Consider the following 22858-nt stretch of genomic DNA (forward strand, 5'->3'; position numbering starts at 1 on the left):
ACATCCTTACAGCCATGATATAGTTGTGCTGTTTCTCTTCTAAATAGCTGAGTAACTCTTCGGTATAAAAGCCACTATCAGCACGTACCAAGCCTACTTTCTTACCCGCTAATGCCTGATCAAAAGTTTCCTTCATAAAGGCTTTACAGCTACTACTGTCTGCGGTATTACCCGGTCTGAGCCACGCATTGGCTACCATCCGGGTTTGTCCCACAAAAGCTATCAATGGGTGATGTGAGTTCCTGCCTCGTTTATTGGGGTTGTATCCTTTCGCACTACCTTGTTGATCTCCATAACGAGTGATCACCGTACTATCAAAATCTATTGTGATGTTATCCACTCCAATCTGATCAAAAAACCAATTTTGTAGTACAGGAAATACTTCGGTGTTTCTTTTCTGAGAGAACTTACCGAAGAAACGACTATATGTGCTTTGAGAGGGCATTTCATCCCAGTTGAAAATGGACTGCAGCACTTTATCATACCGAAGCCAATCACAATGAATATAACGAGAAGCTCCAGTCCAGATGCTCAGCCAAAAAGACTCTATTATATGTTCAGGTTTATAGCCTCGATTTGAACCTGGTTCTGGTAAATCAAGCTGGCGTAGAAAGCCTCTGATACCAGTCTGATCTATAAAGCGTTTCATTAAACTCATGCCTCCATAAGGCGTCACTTGTTTATCACTGTATCCTATCGGTAGGTTAACCATTTGGGTGAATTTAAAACTCCTTCAAAATCGCCCTTTAATTCCTTTATACAAAAAATTATTGCATTTTCTGAAATCCTATTGCATAATCGCGGTTAAACCTTCACATAAATGAAACAGCACTGCCTAATTGCTGAACAAAGATCAATTCATAAAGATGGCAATAATGATAAGCAGTAAATGTTATGTAAAAGGGGTTCCGGATCCCATGCTGACGTAGAACTCCTGTCGCAGTGCTTTTGATGACTCTTATTAAAGTACCAACATAGACTAAATCCCAAAATATTACAAATATGAAAACGATCAGACCTTAAGCCTAAAAACGTCTAAGCCTTAGCTTACTATTTCTTTACCAAAGCACCATCTTCATACTTGTATTCCAAAGTGACATTACCTTCCTGATCATACCACTTTGATACACCATTAAGTTTTCCGTTAGCATAGAGGCTTTCTTCCATTATGTTACCATTATCATAATACTTCTTCACGGTACCTTCTAATTGGCCATTGTCATATCGTCGACGCTCCACCACCCTGATATTTTTGTAGGCGATATAGTCACCATGATATTGATTGTTATGATAGTGGGCTTTCAATGTAAGCCTTCCCCGGTCATCAATTTCAAGGTGTGTCCCTTCCTTTACACCTGCCACGTAAGTGGTCATGGATTTCACCAACTCATTGAGGTGATATACCGTCCATGTACCGTGCAATTTTCCATTGAGGTAATTGCCTTCCTGCATCACTCCTCCTCCTGTTTTTTCCAGGGTTACACGGACCAGGTCCGGATTATCTTCGTAAGGCTCCTTTTTAGAACCTTCCGGTGCACTGGCTAATCCGCCAATAGTGGCATCACTAAGTTCAGGAGTTTGGTTACAAGCGATGAAAATGAAAGGAATCAAAAAAAGTTTTCTCATAACTCACAAAGGTTTGATGTTAAAAAAACAAATATAGCAGATAGCTCTTTTCACTGAAATTGATCCATCTGAATTTGACGCACTTTACCTGATTATTTATCGTGTAAGCCGGTAAATGAACAGCGCCGTTCTTTTGATCAGATCATTAAAGGTAGTCAGGTCCATGTATTCATTGGGAGAATGTGCACCACCACCCATGACACCAAGCCCGTCCAGGCCGTCTACATATTCTGCTATAAAGGAGATGTCTGCTGCCCCACGTTTTCCAGGGTCATAGGCCAGCACTTCTCCCTGTTCTAAATCCAGGCTAAGCTGATTAAGTTGTTTGAGAAGGTTCAGATTTCCATCTGTCGGCGGCATGGCAGGATAGCTGTCAGTAAAAGTTATGGTAGCAGAGGTATGGGGTAAATTCTCAGCCACTATCTTTCTCATACTTTCCCTTGCTTTTTCCTTTTGCTCCTCGGAGATAAAACGTAGCCCTCCTTTAACGGTCACTTTTTGAGCAACAATATTTGACTTTCCATAAGTGGTCAGTGTGGAAGCAATGTCATCTGATTGTACCCGAGTCCCTCCCGCGATAACACCCGGATTAAAAGTCAATAATGCTTCAGAGCTTAGCGCCTCGTAAAACTTGTACAATATTCTAGAGGCTTCAAATATCGCGCCTGCGCCTACTTTTTCATTAAATATACCGGATGAATGAGCTTGCTTTCCCGTTACCTCCAGAACCCAACCACTGGAACCTCTACGTGCCACGGTAGCATAGTTAAATCCGGAAGAAGTTTCAAAACCCAATGCGATATCACTACGTTTGGCCGCTTCCACAATATCACGACGACTAATTTCGATGGGTTTTCCGGCGCTTTCCTCGTCTCCGTGCAGCGCTGCTATGATCTGTGTGTCATCCAGTACACCCGCATTGTAGAGTGCTTTAAGGGCATACAGCATCACCACATCTCCGCCTTTCATATCATTGGCGCCTGGCCCGTAAGCTATGGTATCCTGGGTGGCCCACTTTTGAAATGGACTGTCTTTGTCAAAAACGGTATCCAGGTGACCTATTAATAATAACCGCTTGCCCCTGGTCCCTTTTCTCTCTATAAAAAGGTGCCCGGCCCGGTTAACATTTTCAGGCATGTCAATCCATTGCGTTTGGAACCCTATAGCATCAAATGCTTTTTGAAAAACTTTGCCGGTTTTCTTTACGCCGTCGTGATTATACGTACCGCTATTGATATTCACCACGTCTATCAGGAACTGCAATGCCTCAGCATCAAGTTCTTCGACTTCCTGAACAATCTGTTTTTCCTTACGGGTGAGCTTCTGGCCATGAATAAAAAATACCAGTAAGAATAGGGATGTAAATAGTATAATGTGTTTCATAGTAATATTAACTGACTTTTCAAGTCAAATTAACGGGTGATCTGGTGCGGTAAAAGGCTTACTTTACAAGCGGTATAAAAAGGAAAAGCGGCAGATCATAATTGATCCACCGCTTTTACGGGTTATTGAAGCATGGTTGCTTACTACTCCGCTGCTAGCTCTACACTCCGTTTAATGAAGTTGGTCAGATCAGCGCCTGTAAGCATATTCTGTGACAACATGGCTAGGTCGTATGCCTGCTTAGCCAGCTGTTGTTTTTTCTCTTCTTTTTTGGCTCGTAAAATCTTAGCTACCACCGGATGGTTGCCGTTGATAGTTACATCAAACTGGTCAGGCATGTTACCTCCCATCATAGCGTAATAGCCACCGCCACCCGTTTTAGACATATCTTTCATTCTTCGCATGAATTCGGACATTGTGACGGTAACTGGTAACTCATCCGGTGCCAGTGACTCTATACTCACCTTCATATTCTCGTTCCCTATAGCTGTTTCAAAAATACCTTTTACCTTGGTAGACTCATCTTCACTTAATACACTCTCTACCTTTTCATCCTTGTCTATGAGCTTATCTACCGTACTGGCATCCACTCTCTTCAACTGGGTTTGTTCCAGCTTTTGCTCCATAAAGTTGATGTAGTGGCTGTCCAACATACCGTCCATCAACAATACATCATAGGTCCTTTTCTTGGCCGCTTCAATAAAAGTATGTTGCTTTCCAGGCTCAGTGGTGTAGAGATAAACGATGTTTTTATCCTTATCGGTCTGGTTTGGTTCTACTTTCTGTTTGTACTCATCAAGTGTAAAGAATTCGCTCTCCGTGTTTTTCATTAAAGCGAAGTCTTTGGCTTTCTCGTAAAATTTATCTTCGCTGAGCATGCCGTACTTTACAAATACCCCAATATCATCCCACTTTTCTTCATAGGACTTACGATCCTTTTTGAAAAGCTCACTCAGTTTATCAGCTACCTTTTTGGTAATATGTGAATTGATCTTTTTAACGTTACTATCAGACTGCAAATAACTTCTGGATACATTCAACGGAATATCCGGCGAATCAATTACACCATGTAAAAGCATAAGGAATTCAGGCACTACATCTTTAACTTCATCTGTAATGAATACCTGACGTGAATAGAGTTGTATCTTGTTTTTCTGTACCTCAAAGTCATTCTTCACCTTGGGGAAATAAAGAATGCCTGTAAGATTAAAGGGATAATCCACATTAAGGTGAATCCAGAACAGCGGATCTTCCGTCATCGGATATAATTCACGATAAAACTTAAGATAGTCTTCGTCTTTCAGGTCAGAAGGTGACTTTGTCCATAAAGGCTCCGTCTCATTAATAATTCTGTCTTTGGTGACAGTCTTATACTTAGGCTTATCTTCTTCATCTTTTCCATCTTCCACACTTTCTTCAGTGGTTCCAAACTGGATCTCAACTGGTAAGAATTTACAATACTTATCCAGGATGCCTTTAATTTTCCATTCATCCAAAAACTCTTCTGAGTCTTCGGCAATATGTAGAATGACCTCCGTTCCACGATCTTTCTTCTTGGCATCTGAAATCTCAAACTCTGTAGAGCCGTCACATACCCAACGTGCTGCTTTAGTACCTTCCTGGTATGATTTGGAAATGATCTCCACCTCTTTGGATACCATAAACGAAGAGTAAAAACCCAATCCGAATTTACCTATGATATCTTTTGCATCTCCTTTGTCCTTGAATTTTTCAACAAATTCCGTAGCACCTGAAAAAGCAATTTGATTAATATATTTTTTAATCTCATCGGCAGTCATTCCAATGCCACGGTCTTTAATAGTGATGGTTTTTTTCTTGCTATCAAAGCTTACTTCTATCCTGGTCTCTCCAATATCTTCTTTAAGTTCACCTAATGATGACAGGCGTCTCAGTTTTTGAGTCGCGTCAACAGCATTCGATACCAGTTCTCTTAGAAAGATCTCATGATCTGAATACAAGAATTTTTTAATGATCGGAAATATATTTTCCGTGTGGATGGATATCGTTCCCTTTTCCATAATGTATACTTAACGTTGGTCGTTTTAATAAATAAGTATATCTTGATTTTCAAACATCATTCCAGTTCTCCTGGAATGACAATATGTCATTAAAACGTTCTGCCCCTAGGGGATTTCCTGTATCCATACGTGGGAATAATCACTAGTGACCATCCATATTTTGACTGAATCTTCGTCAAACAGTACTTATTGGTTATGCAATTTTTCTCCATTACACACGATTTAAGCTGTTTTTGTGATGATTTCTTCAAATCAGAAATATCCTGATCCCATTTCAAACACTAATACTGACATTAGTGTTTACAAGAGAGGGAAATAAAGGGTAAGAATATGAATAACGCGAAGATAATACGTCAGATACTATTAACAAGCGCTGCATTATTTCTGGCAGCCTCTACGGGTATGGGTACTGACAAGAAACCTGAACGGGAATCTCTTGCTGTGGTCAAACAGCAAATAAGTATAATGAATCAAGAAGTCATGATCACCTGGCACGCTAAAGTAGAAGATGATCTCAAATTCTATTTAATAGAGCGTAAAGAAGGTGAGAATTTCGAAGTTTTTGGCCTTTCCATGCGAAATAGAAATCATGATCAATTTGCGATTAAAGAATATCAATTCTTTGATGAAGAACCTCAAACAGGTATCAATATTTATCGGTTAGTAGAAGTTGACTTCCAGGACAATAAGAGGTATCACGAAGAACTGAAAATAGACTATTCCAATAGTTTTGAATCAGCAGCGACGGTATCTTCTACCTCTGACCAGAATTAAAAAAGTAAAGCTATTGCCACATCTTAACATAACAAAGAGAACCTATTAATTATAATCCTAACCACTAGTGTTTAAGACATCACTCCTATTGATTCCCTGGCTTAGCATAGAATAATTTTTACTATCAGCGAATACGATCTACCGACCTAACTAGTTTTTCGTCTTTCCGTATATACCGGTTGGCCAATAAATTAAATATCAACGCCGCAGCAGGCAGAAAAAAAGCAATGCCATAATGGCCTGCTACTCCTTTTGATTTAATGAAATCGGTGGCAAAATAAGCCGCTAATATTAACGTTCCGGCAATCAGAAGGGAATTCAACGCTCCTAGTTTTATTTGCAATAGACGATTATTGTACCTGGTGATCTCCAGTGAAGCTACTGTAATCGCTGCAACCGCCATTGTGGCAATAAGAGTAAAAGGGAAGTATATTCTCACCAGTTCTTCTGATTCCAGATCAAAGCGTTCAAAATAAAAGGCAAAAAGGCCATAATATTCTACAGAATCTACTGCCTGGTATGTCCAAAACGGAAAGAACAATGTCAATAGCATCATCAATGCCACCAGCAATAGAAATACAGTTTGAATCCTTTGTAACATTCTTGTATTGGCTAATTTTGAGCTTACAAATTAAGTCAAACCTGGCACGTTTACCAAAGATAAACCTATACACTGCTGCACTAAAGTACAACCAAAAACGAATGGAAGCATATGGACATTGATAGTATAAGGGTGGTTGCCTTTGATGCGGATGATACGCTTTGGCTTAACGAAATTTACTTTCGGGAGGCAGAAGAAAAATTCTCAGAGCTTATGCAGCCCTTTTTACCGGGTAAAGAAGCTATAAACCAATTATTTTCTCATGAAATGAAGAACCTGGAACTGTATGGTTATGGCATTAAAGGTTTTACACTATCCATGGTTGAAGCGGCCCTTGAAATTTCAAAAGGAAAAATAACAGCCCCCGATTTATTGAGCATCGTAGAGCTTGGTAAGTCAATGCTCAATAAACCGGTTCGTCTGTTAGACGATGTCGATCATATTTTTACTACATTAAAAAATCGATATAGACTCATTTTAGCCACAAAAGGGGACTTACTTGACCAGGAAAGAAAACTAAAGAAATCTGGCCTGGAAGGACATTTTCATCATACGGAAGTTATGAGCGATAAGAAAGAAGCCGATTATGAGAAATTAATTCGTCATCTGGATATCGAACCTGGCCAATTTCTCATGATCGGCAATTCTATGAAATCTGATATTATTCCCGTGTTGAACATTGGTGGCAAGGCGATACATATTCCCCACGAAATTACCTGGCAGCATGAAATGGTCGAAGATAATCCTCATTTGAATGGCACTTATCACCAGTATGACCGACTTTCTGACATACTTCAAATTCTATAATATTGACACTCTCTTTGTTCCATATTTAAGTAGCCTATTGTTAAATGCCTCGTTACTTCTTTGAAATATCTTACGATGGAACACATTATCATGGGTGGCAACGCCAGGAAAATGCCATGTCCATTCAACAAAAAGTGGAAGAAGCCCTGTCATTACTTACAAGACAGCCTATGAGTATTACGGGAAGCGGGCGAACAGATACCGGGGTGCATTGTGAACAGCAATTTTTCCATTGCGATTTTGAGAAAACAGCGGATACAGCACAACTTCAACATAAGTTAAACAGCCTGTTACCTAATGATATTAGCATTAATGCCATTTTTCAGGTGGCCAATGACATTCATGCCCGGTTTACGGCTATATCCAGAAGTTATGAGTATCGAATTTCACTACGAAAAAACCCATTTCTTGAGAAATATGCGTGTCACTTTCATAAACCCCTTGACGTAACACGAATGAATGAAGCTGCCCTGGTATTATTAGAAGAAGAAGACTTCCAGGCTTTCAGTAAAGTTAAAACCGAAGTAGAAAATTTCCGTTGTTCTATCTCTACTGCAAGATGGATAGTAGGGGATGAGTTACTGACCTTTGAAATCACAGCCAATCGTTTCCTTAGAGGTATGGTCCGGGCTATAGTAGGTACATTATTGGACGTAGGTACTGCCAAAAGGCCCACTGAAGATTTCATCACCATTATTAAATCCCGGGACAGAAGGAAAGCAGGGTCGGCAGCACCGGCTCAGGGCCTTTTTTTAACTTCTGTCAAATACCCTGAAAAAGTAATGTAAAATGACGTTGAGTATACTTACTACAGCATTGAATGTGATAACTCTTCTAACCTTAAAGGGTTATGTAATCAGATTAAAAAGGATACCTTAGTCAAAAAGGACAAGTATTTGTATTAGAGAGCAACACGGTTTACGTTCATACGTACCCACTATCATCTATAAGTATATAAATGAATAAAGAGAAGGTAAATAGCGGCAGCATTGTAGATTTTAAGGTACTTAAACGTCTTTTCGATTTTGTAAAGCCGTATAGAGGACGTTTCTATTTTCTTATCCTCCTAACATTGATCATAGGCATTGCCGCTCCGCTAAGACCCCACCTTATCCAGCTCACTCTGGATAATGAAGTAGCCGCAGGCGACTACCAGGGTATGGTCAACATGATATATCTATTGGTAGGCTTACTGATATTACAGTCATTGGTCCAATATTCGCATACCTATCTTTCAGGCTGGCTGGGGCAGTACATTATTCGTGACATACGCATTAAGCTGTATGCCCATTTGGTGAAGTTAAGGTTGAAGTTCTTTGATCGCACTCCTATAGGACGACTCGTGACACGTACTGTTTCGGATGTAGAAACACTAGCCAATGTTTTTAGCGAAGGCCTTGCAGCCATGGTTGGCGATCTGTTCCAACTTATCTTTATCCTGGCCTTTATGTTTCATGAAAACTGGAGGCTGGCGCTGATCTGCCTTTCTACCTTCCCTATCCTGGTGGTGAGCACTTATATTTTTAAAGAAAAGATAAAGGTGGCCTTCAACGATGTAAGAAATGCTGTTTCAAACTTAAATTCTTTCGTACAGGAACATATCACGGGCATGAGCATTGTTCAGATATTCGGCGGCGAGAAAAGGGAGTATGCCAAGTTTAAGGAAATCAACCGCGACCACCGCAGGGCTAATTTGAAGTCCGTGCTTTATTATTCCATTTATTATCCTGTTGCAGAAGTAATTAGTGCCGCAGGCATCGGGTTGCTGATCTGGTATGGGGCGAAAGGGGTAATCCATCAGGTGGATACAGGTATTACCATGGGGATGTTGATCGCCTTCATCATGTATATCCAGATGTTTTTCCGACCGATACGCATGATTGCCGACCGCTTTAATACATTACAACTGGGCATAGTCAGTTCATCCCGTATCATGCAGCTTTTAGACAATGATGAACACCTGACCGATAGTGGTACGCTTCAACCGAAGCAATTTAAGGGTGAGGTAACATTTAAAAATGTATGGTTTGCTTATAACAAGGGAGAACATGTATTGAGAGACATTTCTTTCTCTGTGAAACAAGGCGAAACCATAGCCCTGGTAGGAGCTACCGGAGCGGGTAAGTCTTCTATTATAAATTTACTCAATCGTTTTTATGACATTAACCGTGGAGAGATACTTATCGACGGTCATGAAGTGCATGAGTATGATCTTAATAGCCTCAGAAGTAAGATTGGCGTAGTTCTTCAAGACGTATTCCTGTTTTCGGAAAGTATTTATCAAAACATCACCCTGGGCAATCCGGACATAGCAGAAGAAGATGTAATGAAAGCAGCCAAACTGGTGGGTGCCAAAAAGTTTATTGAACGACTACCCGGCGGACTCCACTACAATGTCATGGAAAGAGGGTCTACTTTATCCGTTGGTCAGCGACAGCTCATTTCTTTTGTACGTGCCATGGTCTATGACCCACGTATCATCGTGCTGGATGAAGCTACGTCATCTGTAGATACGGAAACAGAGGAAATGATCCAAAAAGCCATCGAAAAAATGATGACCGGCAGAACTTCCATTGTCATAGCGCACCGCCTTTCCACAATACAAAAAGCGGATAAAATCATTGTATTGGAAAAGGGACAGATTGTGGAAGTAGGCGATCATGAAACACTACTTAAAAAAGACGGATATTACACTCAACTGCATAAAATGCAGTACAAAGAAATTATCTAAAACTTTTGGTTGCGATTTTTCATATTCGCAACTTGCCTTTTTTAACGGTCAATTTTCTTAAATGCCTGCTCTACAAAGGTTTGCTTTAATTATATGCTTTCTTTCCGCTGTCGCTTTTCAGGCACAGTCTCAAAGGCATGTAGTGAAAAAGAATTTCAAGCATATTCGCATTTCAAAGGGAAAAGCCAGGGTAGTATGCCCGATCTTTGAAGAAAGTAAATACCCTTACCAGGGAATAGGGATCAAATTAGGAGACCCCTTTGCGCTTACCTATAAATTTTATGCTCACAAAAATTTCGCCATAGCGATTGATGGTGGTACGGCAGCCAGTGGGTTATACAATCAGTACCATCGGGGAAACTTTGAAAAATTCACCAATGCGGATACCCTTGGCGAAAGGCAAAGCATTTCTTACCTGAGCCATTTGGTAAAATCCGAATGGGTACTGGAAGGAAAATTTCTGTACCAGCAGAATGCCACTAAACTGTTAAAAGGGCTACAATGGTATATAGGTGCTGGCTGGCAATGGCGCACTTTATCCATAGAATACGAATATTTGTTAGATCTTCGGTTCAATGAAACAGAAATCGGTCGTTTCGACGTTAATAACTTAACGATGGGCCCGACAGGTGTGCTCGGCTTTGAATATGCTTACTTCCAATTACCAATCTCTGCATTCATAGAAATAGAAATGTATGCTGATGTATTAGAAGATCCGGGATGGACGCGTTTTCAAGGGGGTATAGGTCTTAGGGTCGTTTTTTAAAAAACATCTTTTTTCATGAAAATTCTAGTTAAGGCAATCGTCTGTCTTATTGGCTTTGGTTTTATTTCTTCATCTGCCTTCTCACAGCGCTTCGACCAGGGCGTGGGGTTACGTATTGGTGATGCTTTTGGCATATCTTATAAAATTTATGGCCAACGTAATACGGCTTTTGAATTTGGAATAGGAACCACTTCACGCAACCGACACGGAGCTTACTATCGTGATAAATTCAAAAACATCAATGACTTTGACGGACTACGCTATGCAGACCATGATGTGAATTACACCCTGGCTTTGCAGGGTCGGTACCTTTTACATTACGCGTTTCCGGCCAATGTAGAGGGCCGATTGGATTGGTATTGGGGGGTGGGCGCCCAGATGCGACTTTCCGGGTTAGAATACTCTTATTTTAACGAAAGCAGCATAATAGGTTCCGATGACAAAACCAATTTTGACCTGGGACCGGAAGGAATATTGGGGGTAGAATATGAACTTCAGGATTATCCCGTTGTATCCTTTGCAGAGGTGAGTTTATTGGCTGAGTTAGTTGATCAACCTTTTAAGATGCGTATTTTTGGCGCTATTGGAGTTCGATACGCATTTTAAATGAAACGATACCTTATGATAGCGCTGCTACTGTTAAGCAGCGTTTATTTTGTTTTCTTTTTTCTAAGATCATCCTCACCAGAGGTAGATTTTGCGATCACGGACCATCATCAGAGCTATTTTACAGGAGAGTACTTTCAAGGTAGCCCAAAAGCTCCTGAATTGAAAGACCTGTTTATACAACAGCGTAATAATGCACTTAAGGGACATAGGGATTTAATAGTGGTAAATTATGAATCTGATACGTTGAAAGGCGAGATCAGGCAATTTATAGGTATATCTGCTGAGGAAGTACCTGATAAACTACCAGCGTCTTCATGGCTCGAAATGCCGCCCGGAAGTTATGCCGGTGCTGAATTAATGGCCTCTGACTTAAGGCGCATAAATCCAATGGATATTAAAAATCAAGCTGTTAATTACGCCCAAACACAATCAAAAGAATTAGAGACCACCATTTCTTACGAGATTTATGAAGGCGATGAAAAACTAAGAGTATTGTTTCGTTTACGTTAGGTCATCGCTTTCAGTGGACCACTCCACGGCTAAAAAAGACCATAAGAGAGTAATAACACAAATTTTTCAGACTGGTATTTGATTCTGATAGACCATGACACATTGATTGCCTGAGGACAGGTTAGTTCTTGATATCCTCGATCTTCTTCTTATAAGCTTCTTTCAAAACTGCTGCAAAGGTTAAGGCAGTATCGATATCCTTCATCATTTTCATCCAGGCGCGCTTATCTTTTTCAGCCGATGCAACGTTTGATATTTCCTTCGTGATGCTATTGTCAAAGCTTTTCAGCCTCTTCTGGATACTGTAAATCTCAGCCAAATCACTTACTAATTCATAATCCATAGAAGAAAGCACATTCGTACGTCCTGCTGTGGTCCAGGCAACATCCGATAACTCAAACAATTCTATGAGAATGGAGATAGATTCTAAATCATCCGAAATATAGTCAGCATATTTTTGACGAAACCCTATTAACGAATCGGCTGGTTTAACAGGATCCATTTTGTCATCAACTACTTTAAGCAGTTCTACCAAAAAATCACGCAAATTTTTATTGGCCAAATAGGTAGAATCCAACTTTCTTAAATTGTTTTCCATTTCATCCTGAATGTTTACCAATACGGTTTGAATTACCCTGTCCTCTTTACGCGATTCATTCCAACTATTTAGGCCAAATGCGATCAATACGCCTAAAAGCACACTTATAAGCCCTACAAAATGATTGAGCCAGTCGATGTTATGTTTTCTATCCTTTGCAACCATAATCGATTACTCCGTTATTGTTTCTTCTGCCAGCATCTGCTTGTCATAAAGCTCTTTATAAATGCCGTTTTTCGCAAGCAATGATTCATTAGTCCCCTCTTCCACCAACTTTCCATCGTCCAGCACTATAATCTTATCAGCAAGTTTCGCGGAAGAAACCCTGTGTGAAATTATAATAGAGGTACGTCCATCCATTATCCTTTTCAAGCTATTCAAAATGGCATTTTCAGTTTTAGTGTCTACTGCAGATAAAGCATCATCCAGGATAAGTATCTTCGGGTTGCGACAGATAGCACGAGCTATAGAGACACGCTGCTTCTGGCCGCCTGACAAGGTAATGCCTCTTTCCCCCAGCTTCGTGGCAAAGCCTTCCGGAAATTCAATTATATTTTCATACACATCTGCTTCCCTGGCCGCCTGCATCACCTTTTCTTCACTTATTTCATCTGTACCGAAAGCAATGTTGTTATAAATAGTGTCGCTAAAGAGAAATACGTCCTGAGGAACATATCCTATTTGGCTTCTTAAATTGATCACATTGTATTCTTTCACTCCCCTTTTATCAATCCGTATATCCCCTGAAGAGGTATCATACATACGTGTGATCATATTGGCTATAGTGCTTTTTCCTGACCCGGTAGTACCAATAATAGCCAATGATTGTCCGGATTCCACTTCAAAAGAAACTTCATTCAATGCCTGAATACCGGAATCCGGATAGGTGAAACTTACATTACTGAACTGGATACTGCCTTTAAGATCTACCAACAAATTCTCAGTACTAACAATATCGTTGTCCGTTTTAAGAAACTCATTCAACCTTTTTTGTGATGCTGCCGCACGTTGAATAATACTACTGATCCAGCCCAACGATGTCACTGGCCAGGTAAGTAAGTTAACATATATAATGAACTCGGCAATGTTACCAAATGTCAGGTTACCCTTTAATACCTCTGTACTACCAGCATAAACTGTCAGGATAGTACTCAAACCTATCAGCCCCATGATCAGTGGAAAAAATAACGCCTGAACTTTTGTTAACCGGAGTGATTTGTATTTGTAATCGTCACTTTTGGCCGAGAACTGACGGTTGGAATCCTCTTCCCGGTTAAATGACTTTAAAACACGGATCCCTGAAAATGCCTCCTGAACAAATGTCGACAGCCCTGATTGGCTTACCTGTATCTCTTCCGACCTTTTATTCATGATGTTGTTCACATAATAAATGCTCACTGAAAGAATGGGCAGTGGAATAAGTGCGTATAACGTAAGCGTCACATTGATAGAAAGCATGTAAGGGATGAGTATAACAAACAAGGTTATCATGTTTAATCCATACATAATGGAAGGCCCCAGGTACATGCGCACTTTGCCAACGTCCTCCGATATCCGGTTCAAAATATCACCGGTATTATTTCTTCTATAAAAGCTTAGAGGCAACGACTGATAATGATCATAAATTTCATTTTTAAGGTCGTATTCCACCAATCTTGACATTACGATGATGGTCTGCCGTACCATGAATAAAAATAACCCCCGCAGTAACGCCATCACCAGGATAATAACAGCATAGATTAAAATATTCACCGTGAAAATATCATTGATGTTTTCCTGAATATCCAGTTGTTGGAATGATCGATACACATCTATGTTATCGGCTACCAGATCTATGGCATACCTTACCACAGATGCGGGTATGATCTGGAAAATATTGGAAATAATGACGAAAACCAATCCTAACAGGATATGGTATTTGTACTTAAAAAGATATTTATTGAGATAGCTAAGTTCCTTCATCCAGTGTCTTTCTGACCATGATCAAATCAAGCAGTGAAGGGCCAAAATTAACGTAATATCCATAACAACGTGGAAAGAATCCATAAGTTCTCTGCAAACGATTTCGATTTTGAAATAATATTAAAAATCACCTACTTTTGGGCCATTCAAACGGAGGGTACTTCATTTGAATTACATACTATATTATCTAATCTAGAAATAATTACTCTAAAGCGCGATAGAATGGAATTTAATGAACTGGAAAAGGTGAAAGAAAGCACTTTATTCGGGCAGGTGTCAGCACTTGGGCACGAGCAGGTAGTATTTTGTCATGATCAGGCCACGGGCCTAAAGGCAATTATTGGTATTCATAATACGGTATTAGGGCCTGCACTCGGAGGTACCCGCATGTGGAATTATGCTACGGAAAACGAAGCTTTAACAGATGTATTGCGCTTGTCCAGGGGTATGACGTATAAGGCCGCTATTACAGGGTTGAACATTGGTGGCGGCAAAGCGGTCATTATTGGCGATGCCAGCACGATGAAAACGGAAGCTTTTCTTCGCCGTTTTGGCAAATTCATTGACAGCCTTGGAGGAAAATACTGGACTGCGGAAGATGTCAATATGAAAACCCGTGATATGGAGTTCATCGGTATGGAGACACGTTATGTGACAGGACTACCTCAAACTATGGGCGGAGGTGGAGACCCTTCTCCCGTAACAGCTTATGGCACCTACCTGGGCATGAAAGCTACGGCAAAAAAAGTATATGGCAATGATGGCCTGGAAGGAAAAAAGATTGGTGTACAAGGGGTGGGTCAGGTAGGAATGTACCTGGTTGATCATCTTACTAAAGAAGGCGCTAAAGTGTTCATCACTGATATATCAGAAGAAAAATTGAGTGCGGTAGCTGGTGAAACCGGAGCAAAGGTGGTAGGTATGGAGGATATTTACGACCTGGATATGGATATTTATGCTCCCTGCGCCCTGGGCGCTACCCTGAACGACGACACTATTTCCAGGCTTAAATGCCAAATAGTAGCGGGAGCTGCCAATAACCAGCTTGCTGATGAGCAAAAACACGGCTATATGCTTATGGACAAAAGCATTACATATGCACCTGATTTTTTGATCAATGCTGGCGGATTGATCAATGTATATGAAGAATATCTCGGAGATTATAGCGAAAAGCGGACCTATACAATGGCAGAAAACATATACAGTACATGCCTTGAAATACTGAATACCGCTGAGAATGATAAGACATCTTCACAGGAAGCCGCTATTAAACTGGCAGAAAAAAGAATTGACGACATTGGCAGGTTAAAGCTATCACGTTAACAAACGTAGCAAAACATACGTCACCAGATATTTTAGCAGAATCAATTTTCTGATTGGTATTATTCACTAATTTTGCGCCTGATATCTGCAAATACTTGATATCAAAGGTCAATGAAATATCAACAATCGTTCTTTAAAATAAATGCTCAATAGGAGAACACTTAGGATTAAGGCGATGCAAACGCTGTTTGCTCTACGCCAAAGCCGGGAAGCCAATTTTGAATTAGCCAAAGCCTTTATTGATGATAGCTTTTTACCTGACCTTAACTCTATGGAGGTACAAGATAAAGAGCTGCTAAAAACTCAAAACAAAGAGGCTCTGCAGCTTTTCAGGAAAAATTATTCAAACGCCGAATTCAAAAGTGAAACATCTTCTGACGGCAAAATCGACAAGGCGGTAAATACAGCTATAGAACAATATCATAAGAACAATGAAAATGATATACGCTCTTACAAGAAAAGTATGCTCGCCGATTCGGAAAAAATATATGATCGGTATTTGCTGGCACTCAACTTACTGCTTGAATTTCATGCTGTAGCTGAAAACGATACTAAGCGGGATCATAAGCATTTTGTTAAAAATTTGTTAATCAAGGCGATTAAATCCAATTCCACTCTTGAAAATAGTAGCTTAAGGAAAAATTTGCAGTGGCAGCAATACCAAAGTGAGATTCGCCAATGGTTCAAAGAGGTAAGGTCAGACGAGACGTACCAGGAGTATATTTGTAAGGATAATCCTTCTTTTGAGGACGATAAGGAAATATTGCTGCATATCGTCAAGAACATTATTTTTAAAAGTGATGTGATTGATAAGTTCATGGAGGAAGACAACCTGAACTGGGAAGAGGACAGGGCAATTATTAAAAGCCTTGTGACGAAAACCATCAAGGAATTATCTCCTGAATGTAAAGCTGATTTTGAACTGCAACAGTTATCCTACAATTGGGAGGATGACAAAATGTTCTTTAAAAAACTGTTTGAGAATACGATTCAGGTAGAGTCAGAGTATCAAGAGCTTATTGCCAGTAAGACTAAAAACTGGGAAATAGACAGAATAGCAGCTACTGATAGAGTTATTTTGGATATGGCCATAGGAGAAATGATTAATTTCCCCAGCATCCCGGTAAAAGTGACGATTAATGAATATATTGAAGTGGCCAAGAAGTACAGTACACCTAAGAGCAAGTTATTCATTAATGGTGTACTGGATGTGATCGCTGAAGAACTTTCAGGTTCGGGAGTGATCCGTAAAAGCGGTAGAGGATTAATCGATAACAAATAATGATATGAGCAAATCTGGAAACACTTTTTTAGCTTTTCTACTTGGTGCTGCCACCGGCGCTGCTGTAGGTATTCTATATGCTCCTGATAAAGGTTCTAATACACGTGATAAGTTGAGCTACCGGCTGGACAAGTACAAAAAAATGCTTGAAGACCTGGTACAGGACCTTATCTCAGATAGTGAAGGCGTGCTTAGTCAGGCTAAGTCAAGTGGCGAACAAGTGGTTAATGATGCCCGTGAAAAGGCCGAACGCCTTCTTGAAGATGTGGACGAACTCATCAGCCACATAAAAAGCGGAGAAAAAGAATAACGAACTATTTCTTCCTTTTTTTGTTGGATATAAAATCAAAAGATACTGATTGATATTGAATGATTAAATTAAATTAAATATGAAAGGATTAACACGATCATTGTTTATAGGATTATTTGTCTTTATTGCAGCTGCATGCTCCAATAAAGATGCCGAAAAGAAAATAGCCGAGCTGGAAAGCCGACTGGCTGAGGTTGAAGGTGGCACCGCTGCCCCGGCAACTGCCAGTACGCCTGCACCCGCACCTGAAACAAAACCCGAAGGTCCGCTACCGGCTTTTGAATTTGAAGAAAACGAATTTGACTTCGGTACGATTAACGAAGGTGATGAAGTAGAGCATATGTTCAAATTCAAAAACGTTGGAGATGCTCCCTTAATTATACAAAGTGCAAGAGGATCATGCGGATGTACTGTTCCTAATCCTCCTAAAGAGCCTATTGGTGTAGGTGAAACCGGTGAGATGTTAGTGAAGTTCAACAGTAAGGGTAAACCCAATATGCAAAACAAAACCGTAACTATTACGGCAAATACCTGGCCTAAGACCACTACTGTACGAATAAAAGCTATGGTTACACCTAGCGCCAAAGCAGCCGACGGAGCCAGTGGCCCTGTAAAATAAGTATAAGAACAATACATATAACAAACATCCCAATCCTTGACAGGGTTGGGATGTTTTGTTTTTATTGGCTTATTTTGCGGGGAAAATAAACAATCTAGAATGTTCAAAACAATTTTATTACAAGCTTCCGGTGAAGGTGGAGGCTTGTCTTCATTAATACTTTTTGGAGGTATAGCGATCGTATTTTACTTTTTTATGATCCGCCCTCAGCAGAAAAAACAAAAAGACCAAAAGAAGTTTATCGAAGAGATCAAGAGAGGTGATAATGTGGTGACCATAGGTGGTATCCATGGCAAAGTACTCACTGTAGAAGATGATACGCTTTCGGTTGAAATCGATAAAGGGGTTAAAATAAAAGTACAAAAAAGTTCAATTTCATTAGACGCAACCAAGCCACCGGAAACCAAACAGAAAAAATCTTGAGCCGGATCAGCGAGATAGTAAAGATTGTCAGGCCCGTAAAAACCTATCGTTTTCGGATCATTATCCTTTGCCTTCTCGCTGCCACCATATTCTGGTTTTTTAATGCGCTGAATGAGAGCTACTCTGCCCGGGTACAGTACCCCTTGGAATTTATCTATGACACAGAAAAGTATGTAGCAGTAGATAAGCTACCCGACGAGATACAACTCAATGTGAACGGCCTTGGATGGAACCTTCTTAGAAATAACCTTGGTATAAAAGTAACCCCGGTGAGTATACCATTGGAAAGCCCTACCACCATGAAAAAGATAAGCGGGACCGCCGTACCCGTTTTTATAGCGGATCAACTGGGAGAATTTGACCTTAATTTTGTCATTACTGACACACTCTCGCTCAATATAGACCAAATAAAGCATAAGTTATTTTTCCTTAAAATTGACAGCGCTGCTATTTCGATGGAAGATAGCTATCAGATCACTTCTAACATTGACTTTTCCCCTGATACGGTACGTTTGGAGGGGCCTTCTACTGTGCTGGAAGAATTGCCCGACACCTTGCGGATAACTATAGCTCAAAAGGAATTGGATGAAGATTATAACGAAATTTTACCGATCGCTATCAACCACACCAAAGCCAGTCTTATCAACAGGAATCCACCTACGGTCAATGTTCAATTTGATGTGGAAAGATTCGTCCGTGTCAGCGTGAGTGTTCCTTTGGTCCCTGTCAACTTACCCAAAAATACTTCCATTACCCCCGAGCAGTTACTGATACAATATGAAATTCCGGAAAGTAAGGAATCGGTACCCGTTAAAGAAGACTTTGAAATACTTCTTGACTACTCCAAAATAGATGGCAATGACTCTACAATAACCCCTGAAGTAGTAAAAGCACATCCTCTAATTCGAAATGTGTCGCTGGACACCACGAAAATAAAAGTCCTCTTCAATGAATAAACCTCTACAGGTAGGGGTTACCGGAGGCATAGGCTCTGGCAAAAGCCTGGTATGCTCCATTTTTTCTATACTAAAGGCACCTGTTTATGACGCTGACAGTCGTGCCCGATGGCTGATGAATAATAATAAGTCATTAGTAGACGAAATCATACAGACCTTTGGATCGAAGTCTTACAATACTGACGGAATGTTAGATCGAAATTACCTGGCCAGCAAAGTGTTTAAACACGAACCAGAGTTAAAAAAGCTCAATGGCCTGGTACATCCAGCTGTAGGGAGTGATTACCAGCGGTGGGTTAAACAGCATGAAAGCCATCCATATGTGATCAAGGAAGCTGCACTCATGTTTGAATCCGGTTCCTACAAAGCACTGGATTATATTATTAATGTTTCAGCTTCTGAGGCTACCCGGATCACACGTGTTTTGCAGCGGGATACCTTTCGAAAGAAAGAAGAACTTGAAGCGATCATTGACCGGCAATTGTCTGAAAAAGAACGTCGCAAACGTGCCGATTTTATCATAGAGAATGATGAAAATGCTATGATCCTTCCACAGATACTGGCACTCCACAACCGATTCAAAGCCATAAAAAAAGCGACCTGCTAAATCAGGTCGCTTTTTTAAAAGATTAAAAAATAATTAAAGATCAAAAACGGACGTCTCACCGTTCACCGCTACCTCAATACTGGTATCACCTGATACTCTCTTTAGGTTAAACAGCTTGGCATAGTTTCCTTCCAAATTTTCCCAAACGGTATAAACTACCTCTTTGTTGGCATTAAGAACATTGATTTTTGCCTTCCCGGTACCTTGGTTAACAATAGTCACTTTGTACACTCTGTTCTCGCCTTCTACTTCATCCACTTTTACCAATGACAGGCGACCAGGTCGTAATTCAGATAGATGGTGATGATTGACTTGTTTGATGATCCTACTGTTTCCATCTGTAATCACGATGTTGTAAAGTCCATCACTTAACCCGGAAAAATTGTAAGGTCTGATAAATCCATTTTCATTTGAAATACGCTCGGAGAAAATTAACTTACCAGCGCCATCAAATATTCTTACGCTCACCTTTTTAGAGGATTTTTCAAGGTAAAATAGTTGATAAGTTTCGGATCTCTTCACCACCTTGACGGAGGACGTTTTTACTTCTTTTTCTTTCCCGGTTCCATGGGCAGCGATACTCAAAACTGTTAAGAGCAGCGCTAAAAAATGAGTTTTTGTTTTCATTACAAATGGTGTGCCTTGCGACGCTTCATTTTGCTTGATGCAAAGCTACTATGGCTACCACCACTTATCAGTTATGCCAGCGTCATGTGTTTGGCAAGTATTTGTTAATGAAAACTTCCAAAAAGCGCCTGGTTGTTATCATTACTTTATGAATGCCAAATATCACACAAGCATGTGTTTTGGATCATATTTTTATGCCAGGTATATTGACTACTGATTCATGTAGTGCATTGAAGAGGTTGACAAAATATTTTATTTCATTTGTTAATACTGCAAAAGATTCTTTTGTTAACAAATGCTTAATCTTTTCGTGAACATATACAAATGGCATGTTACCTCATAAATGATCAAACGTCCATTTAATATGGTTTTTTATTTTAATTTTTCTTTCCCCTTGTAAAACACACGCTTAATCCAATGAGGTAGGATCAGGGCTCCAACTATGAGATAAGGATAATATGTGATAATACGCCATAATAGTGTGGTGCCTAATGTAAAATCATTCAGGTATTCGGTAAAAAACTGAATAAAAAAGTGCTCTGCTGTCCCGCTACTACCGGGTGTTGGAGAAAGGAGCATTACAATCCACAAGATCAGGTTTTTACCCAGTATAAGTAAGTGATCGGCAAAAGAAAGCTCACCATTGTAGGCAGCTATTATAAAGTTAAGAATAGCATAACGGCAGACCCAGGCAATGATCGTGGCTAAAATGATCTGAAACCAGTATCGTTTCTTCTTCCCTTTTATCAGAGAAGCTGCCCACATTATTTCATTTCCATGTTGGTAGGCAGAATAGCGCCACCTTCTCAGGAAACCAACTGAACTTATCTTAATGATCACCCATTTGAACAGGCGTGGCTTCCAAAGTAATGCCATGGCCATAACCAGTGTATATAAGGCGATAAGGCTATAGCTGGAAACAAAAATTCCTCTTACAGCACGCCCCGAGTCCGGAAAAATGTCAATCCCTATCAATAGTATTACTAGGGGTGCGGCCACTACAAAAAAGAGGTTATCCAATATGGCTGTAAGCGTCACATACGACATAGATTTGCCAAGATTGATCTTCTCTTTAAGTAAAATGAATATCGCTACCGCTGTACCTCCCACCACAGAAGGGGTTACGGCAGAAGCAAATTCCCATAACATGATCACATACACACTGCTTGACCAGCTCAGGTCATTATTAGTAAGTATTCTTATGCGATAGATATATGCCGCTTCCTTTAGGAGTAATATGGCGAAAGCCATGGTCAGCGGCAGGTAGTTGGCCTGAAATATGAGATTGAATTTTTGCGGTGTAAAATCTTCATCAGACAGTACGATGTATACTACAAAACCCAGGCTAATAACCGCTGGCAGCCAAACCTTGTTAGGATTAAGGGTTTTAAGTATTTTCTGCGAGTTGAGATTCATCTATTCTGCCGAAACCTCTTCTAGCTTTTCAATCCAAAAATTATTGAACCCTTCTCCAAGATGCATCATGATATACCTCATTTGCAGCAACTCCAGGATAGCGAGAAAGTTGAAAATAACGGCAATTTTAGAAGGCTCTTGTTCAATTACTTCTGTAAAAGACAGGCGGGGCTTATTAGAAAGCTCATTGATGATAAAGGTCCGTTGTCCGGCGATGGTGTAAGGGTATTGTACCACTTCATGCCTGGGCTTGTTCTTCTCAATTTCATACCGCTCCATGACCTTGCCAAACACCTTAAGCAGCTTGTAAAGGTCCACATCCTGAAGCTCTGATTCTACATTTACACTTTCCGAAAGAAATTTTACCTCTTTCACCAGGTTACCCCTTTTTTCTTTATCTATTTCCGCTGCTTCCATATCCTGGAGCTGTGCAAGTACCGATTTATACTTTTTGTATTCCAGCAAGTGTTTCACCAGCTCTTCCCTTGGATCTATCTCATTGCCCTCCTCATCCAACTGGGGCCTGGGCAGCAGCAGTTTTGATTTGATCCGCATTAGAGTAGCAGCTACCAGGATAAACTCACTGGCCACTTCAATATTCAACTGCTCCAGCTCATGCAGGTAACTCAGGAAATCTTCTGTAATTTTAGAAATGGGAATATCATTGATATCCAGCTCGTCCCGTTCTATAAAAAACAAGAGCAGATCAAAGGGGCCTTCAAAAAGAGGAAGTTTAATCTCAAAACTCAAGACATCAAAAAATTTAACCTATCTTACGAATGAACAACTTCAAAGATATTACTCTCTAGGCTAAAACTATCTGCCTAATGAAAAAAAGTGTAGTTTTACGTTTTACTGAACTGTCGTTCAATACGAAACACTTAAGCTT

The 22858-nt window shown here is 40.2% G+C and carries 24 protein-coding genes; 14 read left to right on the forward strand and 10 right to left on the reverse strand.

Annotated elements, in window-relative coordinates:
• From FNH22_RS28045 to htpG, 4 genes are all read right to left on the reverse strand, one after another.
• Window positions 1-712 (reverse strand): transposase (locus FNH22_RS28045; RefSeq protein ID WP_143401842.1); only part of this gene is annotated, 712 nt, incomplete at its 3' end.
• 338 nt (window positions 713-1050) lie between these two features.
• Window positions 1051-1626 (reverse strand): toxin-antitoxin system YwqK family antitoxin, encoded by a 576-nt coding sequence (locus tag FNH22_RS28050; protein WP_143401891.1) that lies wholly within the window; start codon window positions 1624-1626, stop codon window positions 1051-1053.
• Window positions 1627-1722: 96 nt separating this feature from the next.
• Window positions 1723-3009 carry a M20/M25/M40 family metallo-hydrolase gene (locus tag FNH22_RS28055; RefSeq protein WP_143401843.1) on the reverse strand — a complete coding sequence of 429 codons (1287 nt, stop codon included), beginning with the start codon at window positions 3007-3009 and terminating at the stop codon, window positions 1723-1725.
• Window positions 3010-3152: 143 nt separating this feature from the next.
• The gene (gene htpG, locus FNH22_RS28060) at window positions 3153-5051 is read right to left on the reverse strand and encodes a molecular chaperone HtpG (protein ID WP_143401844.1); all 1899 of its coding nucleotides are present in this window, start codon (window positions 5049-5051) and stop codon (window positions 3153-3155) included.
• A gap of 327 nt (window positions 5052-5378) precedes the next feature.
• Between htpG and FNH22_RS28065 the strand changes: the two genes are divergently transcribed.
• Window positions 5379-5822, forward strand: coding sequence for a hypothetical protein (locus FNH22_RS28065; RefSeq protein ID WP_143401845.1), 444 nt, complete (start codon window positions 5379-5381; stop codon window positions 5820-5822).
• A 124-nt stretch (window positions 5823-5946) separates the two neighbouring features.
• Here FNH22_RS28065 and FNH22_RS28070 read toward each other — a convergent pair whose 3' ends face one another.
• Window positions 5947-6423 (reverse strand): DUF4293 domain-containing protein, encoded by a 477-nt coding sequence (locus FNH22_RS28070; RefSeq protein WP_143401846.1) that lies wholly within the window; start codon window positions 6421-6423, stop codon window positions 5947-5949.
• Window positions 6424-6534: 111 nt separating this feature from the next.
• Between FNH22_RS28070 and FNH22_RS28075 the strand changes: the two genes are divergently transcribed.
• The 6 genes from FNH22_RS28075 (at window position 6535) to FNH22_RS28100 (ending at window position 11846) form a co-directional block, all read left to right on the forward strand.
• Entirely contained in the window at window positions 6535-7230 is a 696-nt protein-coding gene (locus tag FNH22_RS28075; RefSeq protein WP_143401847.1) for an HAD family hydrolase, read from the forward strand.
• Window positions 7231-7274: 44 nt separating this feature from the next.
• Window positions 7275-8018 carry a tRNA pseudouridine(38-40) synthase TruA gene (truA, locus tag FNH22_RS28080; protein WP_143401848.1) on the forward strand — a complete coding sequence of 248 codons (744 nt, stop codon included), beginning with the start codon at window positions 7275-7277 and terminating at the stop codon, window positions 8016-8018.
• Window positions 8019-8188: 170 nt separating this feature from the next.
• A complete protein-coding gene (locus FNH22_RS28085) occupies window positions 8189-9961 on the forward strand; it encodes an ABC transporter ATP-binding protein (protein WP_143401849.1) in 1773 nt (590 codons plus the stop codon).
• A gap of 142 nt (window positions 9962-10103) precedes the next feature.
• Window positions 10104-10727 carry a hypothetical protein gene (locus FNH22_RS28090; protein ID WP_143401850.1) on the forward strand — a complete coding sequence of 208 codons (624 nt, stop codon included), beginning with the start codon at window positions 10104-10106 and terminating at the stop codon, window positions 10725-10727.
• A gap of 15 nt (window positions 10728-10742) precedes the next feature.
• A complete protein-coding gene (locus FNH22_RS28095; RefSeq protein ID WP_143401851.1) occupies window positions 10743-11333 on the forward strand; it encodes a hypothetical protein in 591 nt (196 codons plus the stop codon).
• Complete coding sequence (locus FNH22_RS28100; protein WP_143401852.1) at window positions 11334-11846, forward strand: hypothetical protein; 513 nt, start codon at window positions 11334-11336, stop codon at window positions 11844-11846.
• Between the two features lie 121 nt (window positions 11847-11967).
• Here the strand turns inward: FNH22_RS28100 and FNH22_RS28105 are convergent, their stop codons facing one another.
• On the reverse strand, window positions 11968-12609 hold the full coding sequence (locus tag FNH22_RS28105; protein ID WP_143401853.1) for a DUF6090 family protein: 642 nt from the start codon (window positions 12607-12609) through the stop codon (window positions 11968-11970).
• Between the two features lie 6 nt (window positions 12610-12615).
• Window positions 12616-14406, reverse strand: coding sequence for an ABC transporter ATP-binding protein (locus FNH22_RS28110; RefSeq protein ID WP_143401854.1), 1791 nt, complete (start codon window positions 14404-14406; stop codon window positions 12616-12618).
• A gap of 222 nt (window positions 14407-14628) precedes the next feature.
• Between FNH22_RS28110 and FNH22_RS28115 the strand changes: the two genes are divergently transcribed.
• The 7 genes from FNH22_RS28115 to coaE all read left to right on the forward strand — a co-directional run bounded on the left by FNH22_RS28115 (window position 14629) and on the right by coaE (window position 19926).
• Complete coding sequence (locus tag FNH22_RS28115; RefSeq protein ID WP_143401855.1) at window positions 14629-15729, forward strand: Glu/Leu/Phe/Val dehydrogenase dimerization domain-containing protein; 1101 nt, start codon at window positions 14629-14631, stop codon at window positions 15727-15729.
• A gap of 142 nt (window positions 15730-15871) precedes the next feature.
• A complete protein-coding gene (nusB, locus tag FNH22_RS28120) occupies window positions 15872-17011 on the forward strand; it encodes a transcription antitermination factor NusB (RefSeq protein WP_143401856.1) in 1140 nt (379 codons plus the stop codon).
• A gap of 4 nt (window positions 17012-17015) precedes the next feature.
• Window positions 17016-17321, forward strand: coding sequence for a YtxH domain-containing protein (locus FNH22_RS28125; RefSeq protein WP_143401857.1), 306 nt, complete (start codon window positions 17016-17018; stop codon window positions 17319-17321).
• 79 nt (window positions 17322-17400) lie between these two features.
• Window positions 17401-17940 (forward strand): DUF1573 domain-containing protein, encoded by a 540-nt coding sequence (locus FNH22_RS28130; RefSeq protein ID WP_143401858.1) that lies wholly within the window; start codon window positions 17401-17403, stop codon window positions 17938-17940.
• A 99-nt stretch (window positions 17941-18039) separates the two neighbouring features.
• A complete protein-coding gene (gene yajC, locus FNH22_RS28135; RefSeq protein ID WP_143401859.1) occupies window positions 18040-18363 on the forward strand; it encodes a preprotein translocase subunit YajC in 324 nt (107 codons plus the stop codon).
• Window positions 18360-19319, forward strand: coding sequence for a hypothetical protein (locus FNH22_RS28140; protein WP_143401860.1), 960 nt, complete (start codon window positions 18360-18362; stop codon window positions 19317-19319). The genes yajC and FNH22_RS28140 overlap by 4 nt, the downstream gene beginning before the upstream one ends.
• Entirely contained in the window at window positions 19312-19926 is a 615-nt protein-coding gene (coaE, locus tag FNH22_RS28145; protein ID WP_143401861.1) for a dephospho-CoA kinase, read from the forward strand. Before FNH22_RS28140 ends, coaE begins: the two co-directional genes overlap by 8 nt.
• A 33-nt stretch (window positions 19927-19959) precedes the next feature.
• On the opposite strand, the gene FNH22_RS28150 is transcribed toward coaE, so the two are convergent.
• The 3 genes from FNH22_RS28150 to FNH22_RS28160 form a co-directional block, all read right to left on the reverse strand.
• Window positions 19960-20553, reverse strand: coding sequence for a T9SS type A sorting domain-containing protein (locus FNH22_RS28150; RefSeq protein ID WP_143401862.1), 594 nt, complete (start codon window positions 20551-20553; stop codon window positions 19960-19962).
• 372 nt (window positions 20554-20925) lie between these two features.
• Window positions 20926-21969 carry a lysylphosphatidylglycerol synthase transmembrane domain-containing protein gene (locus FNH22_RS28155; RefSeq protein WP_143401863.1) on the reverse strand — a complete coding sequence of 348 codons (1044 nt, stop codon included), beginning with the start codon at window positions 21967-21969 and terminating at the stop codon, window positions 20926-20928.
• The gene (locus tag FNH22_RS28160; protein ID WP_143401864.1) at window positions 21970-22719 is read right to left on the reverse strand and encodes a ScpA family protein; all 750 of its coding nucleotides are present in this window, start codon (window positions 22717-22719) and stop codon (window positions 21970-21972) included. It abuts the gene before it with no gap.
• Window positions 22720-22858: the final 139 nt, after the last annotated feature.

The organism is Fulvivirga sp. M361 (genome assembly GCF_007097395.1).
Classification (GTDB): domain Bacteria; phylum Bacteroidota; class Bacteroidia; order Cytophagales; family Cyclobacteriaceae; genus Fulvivirga.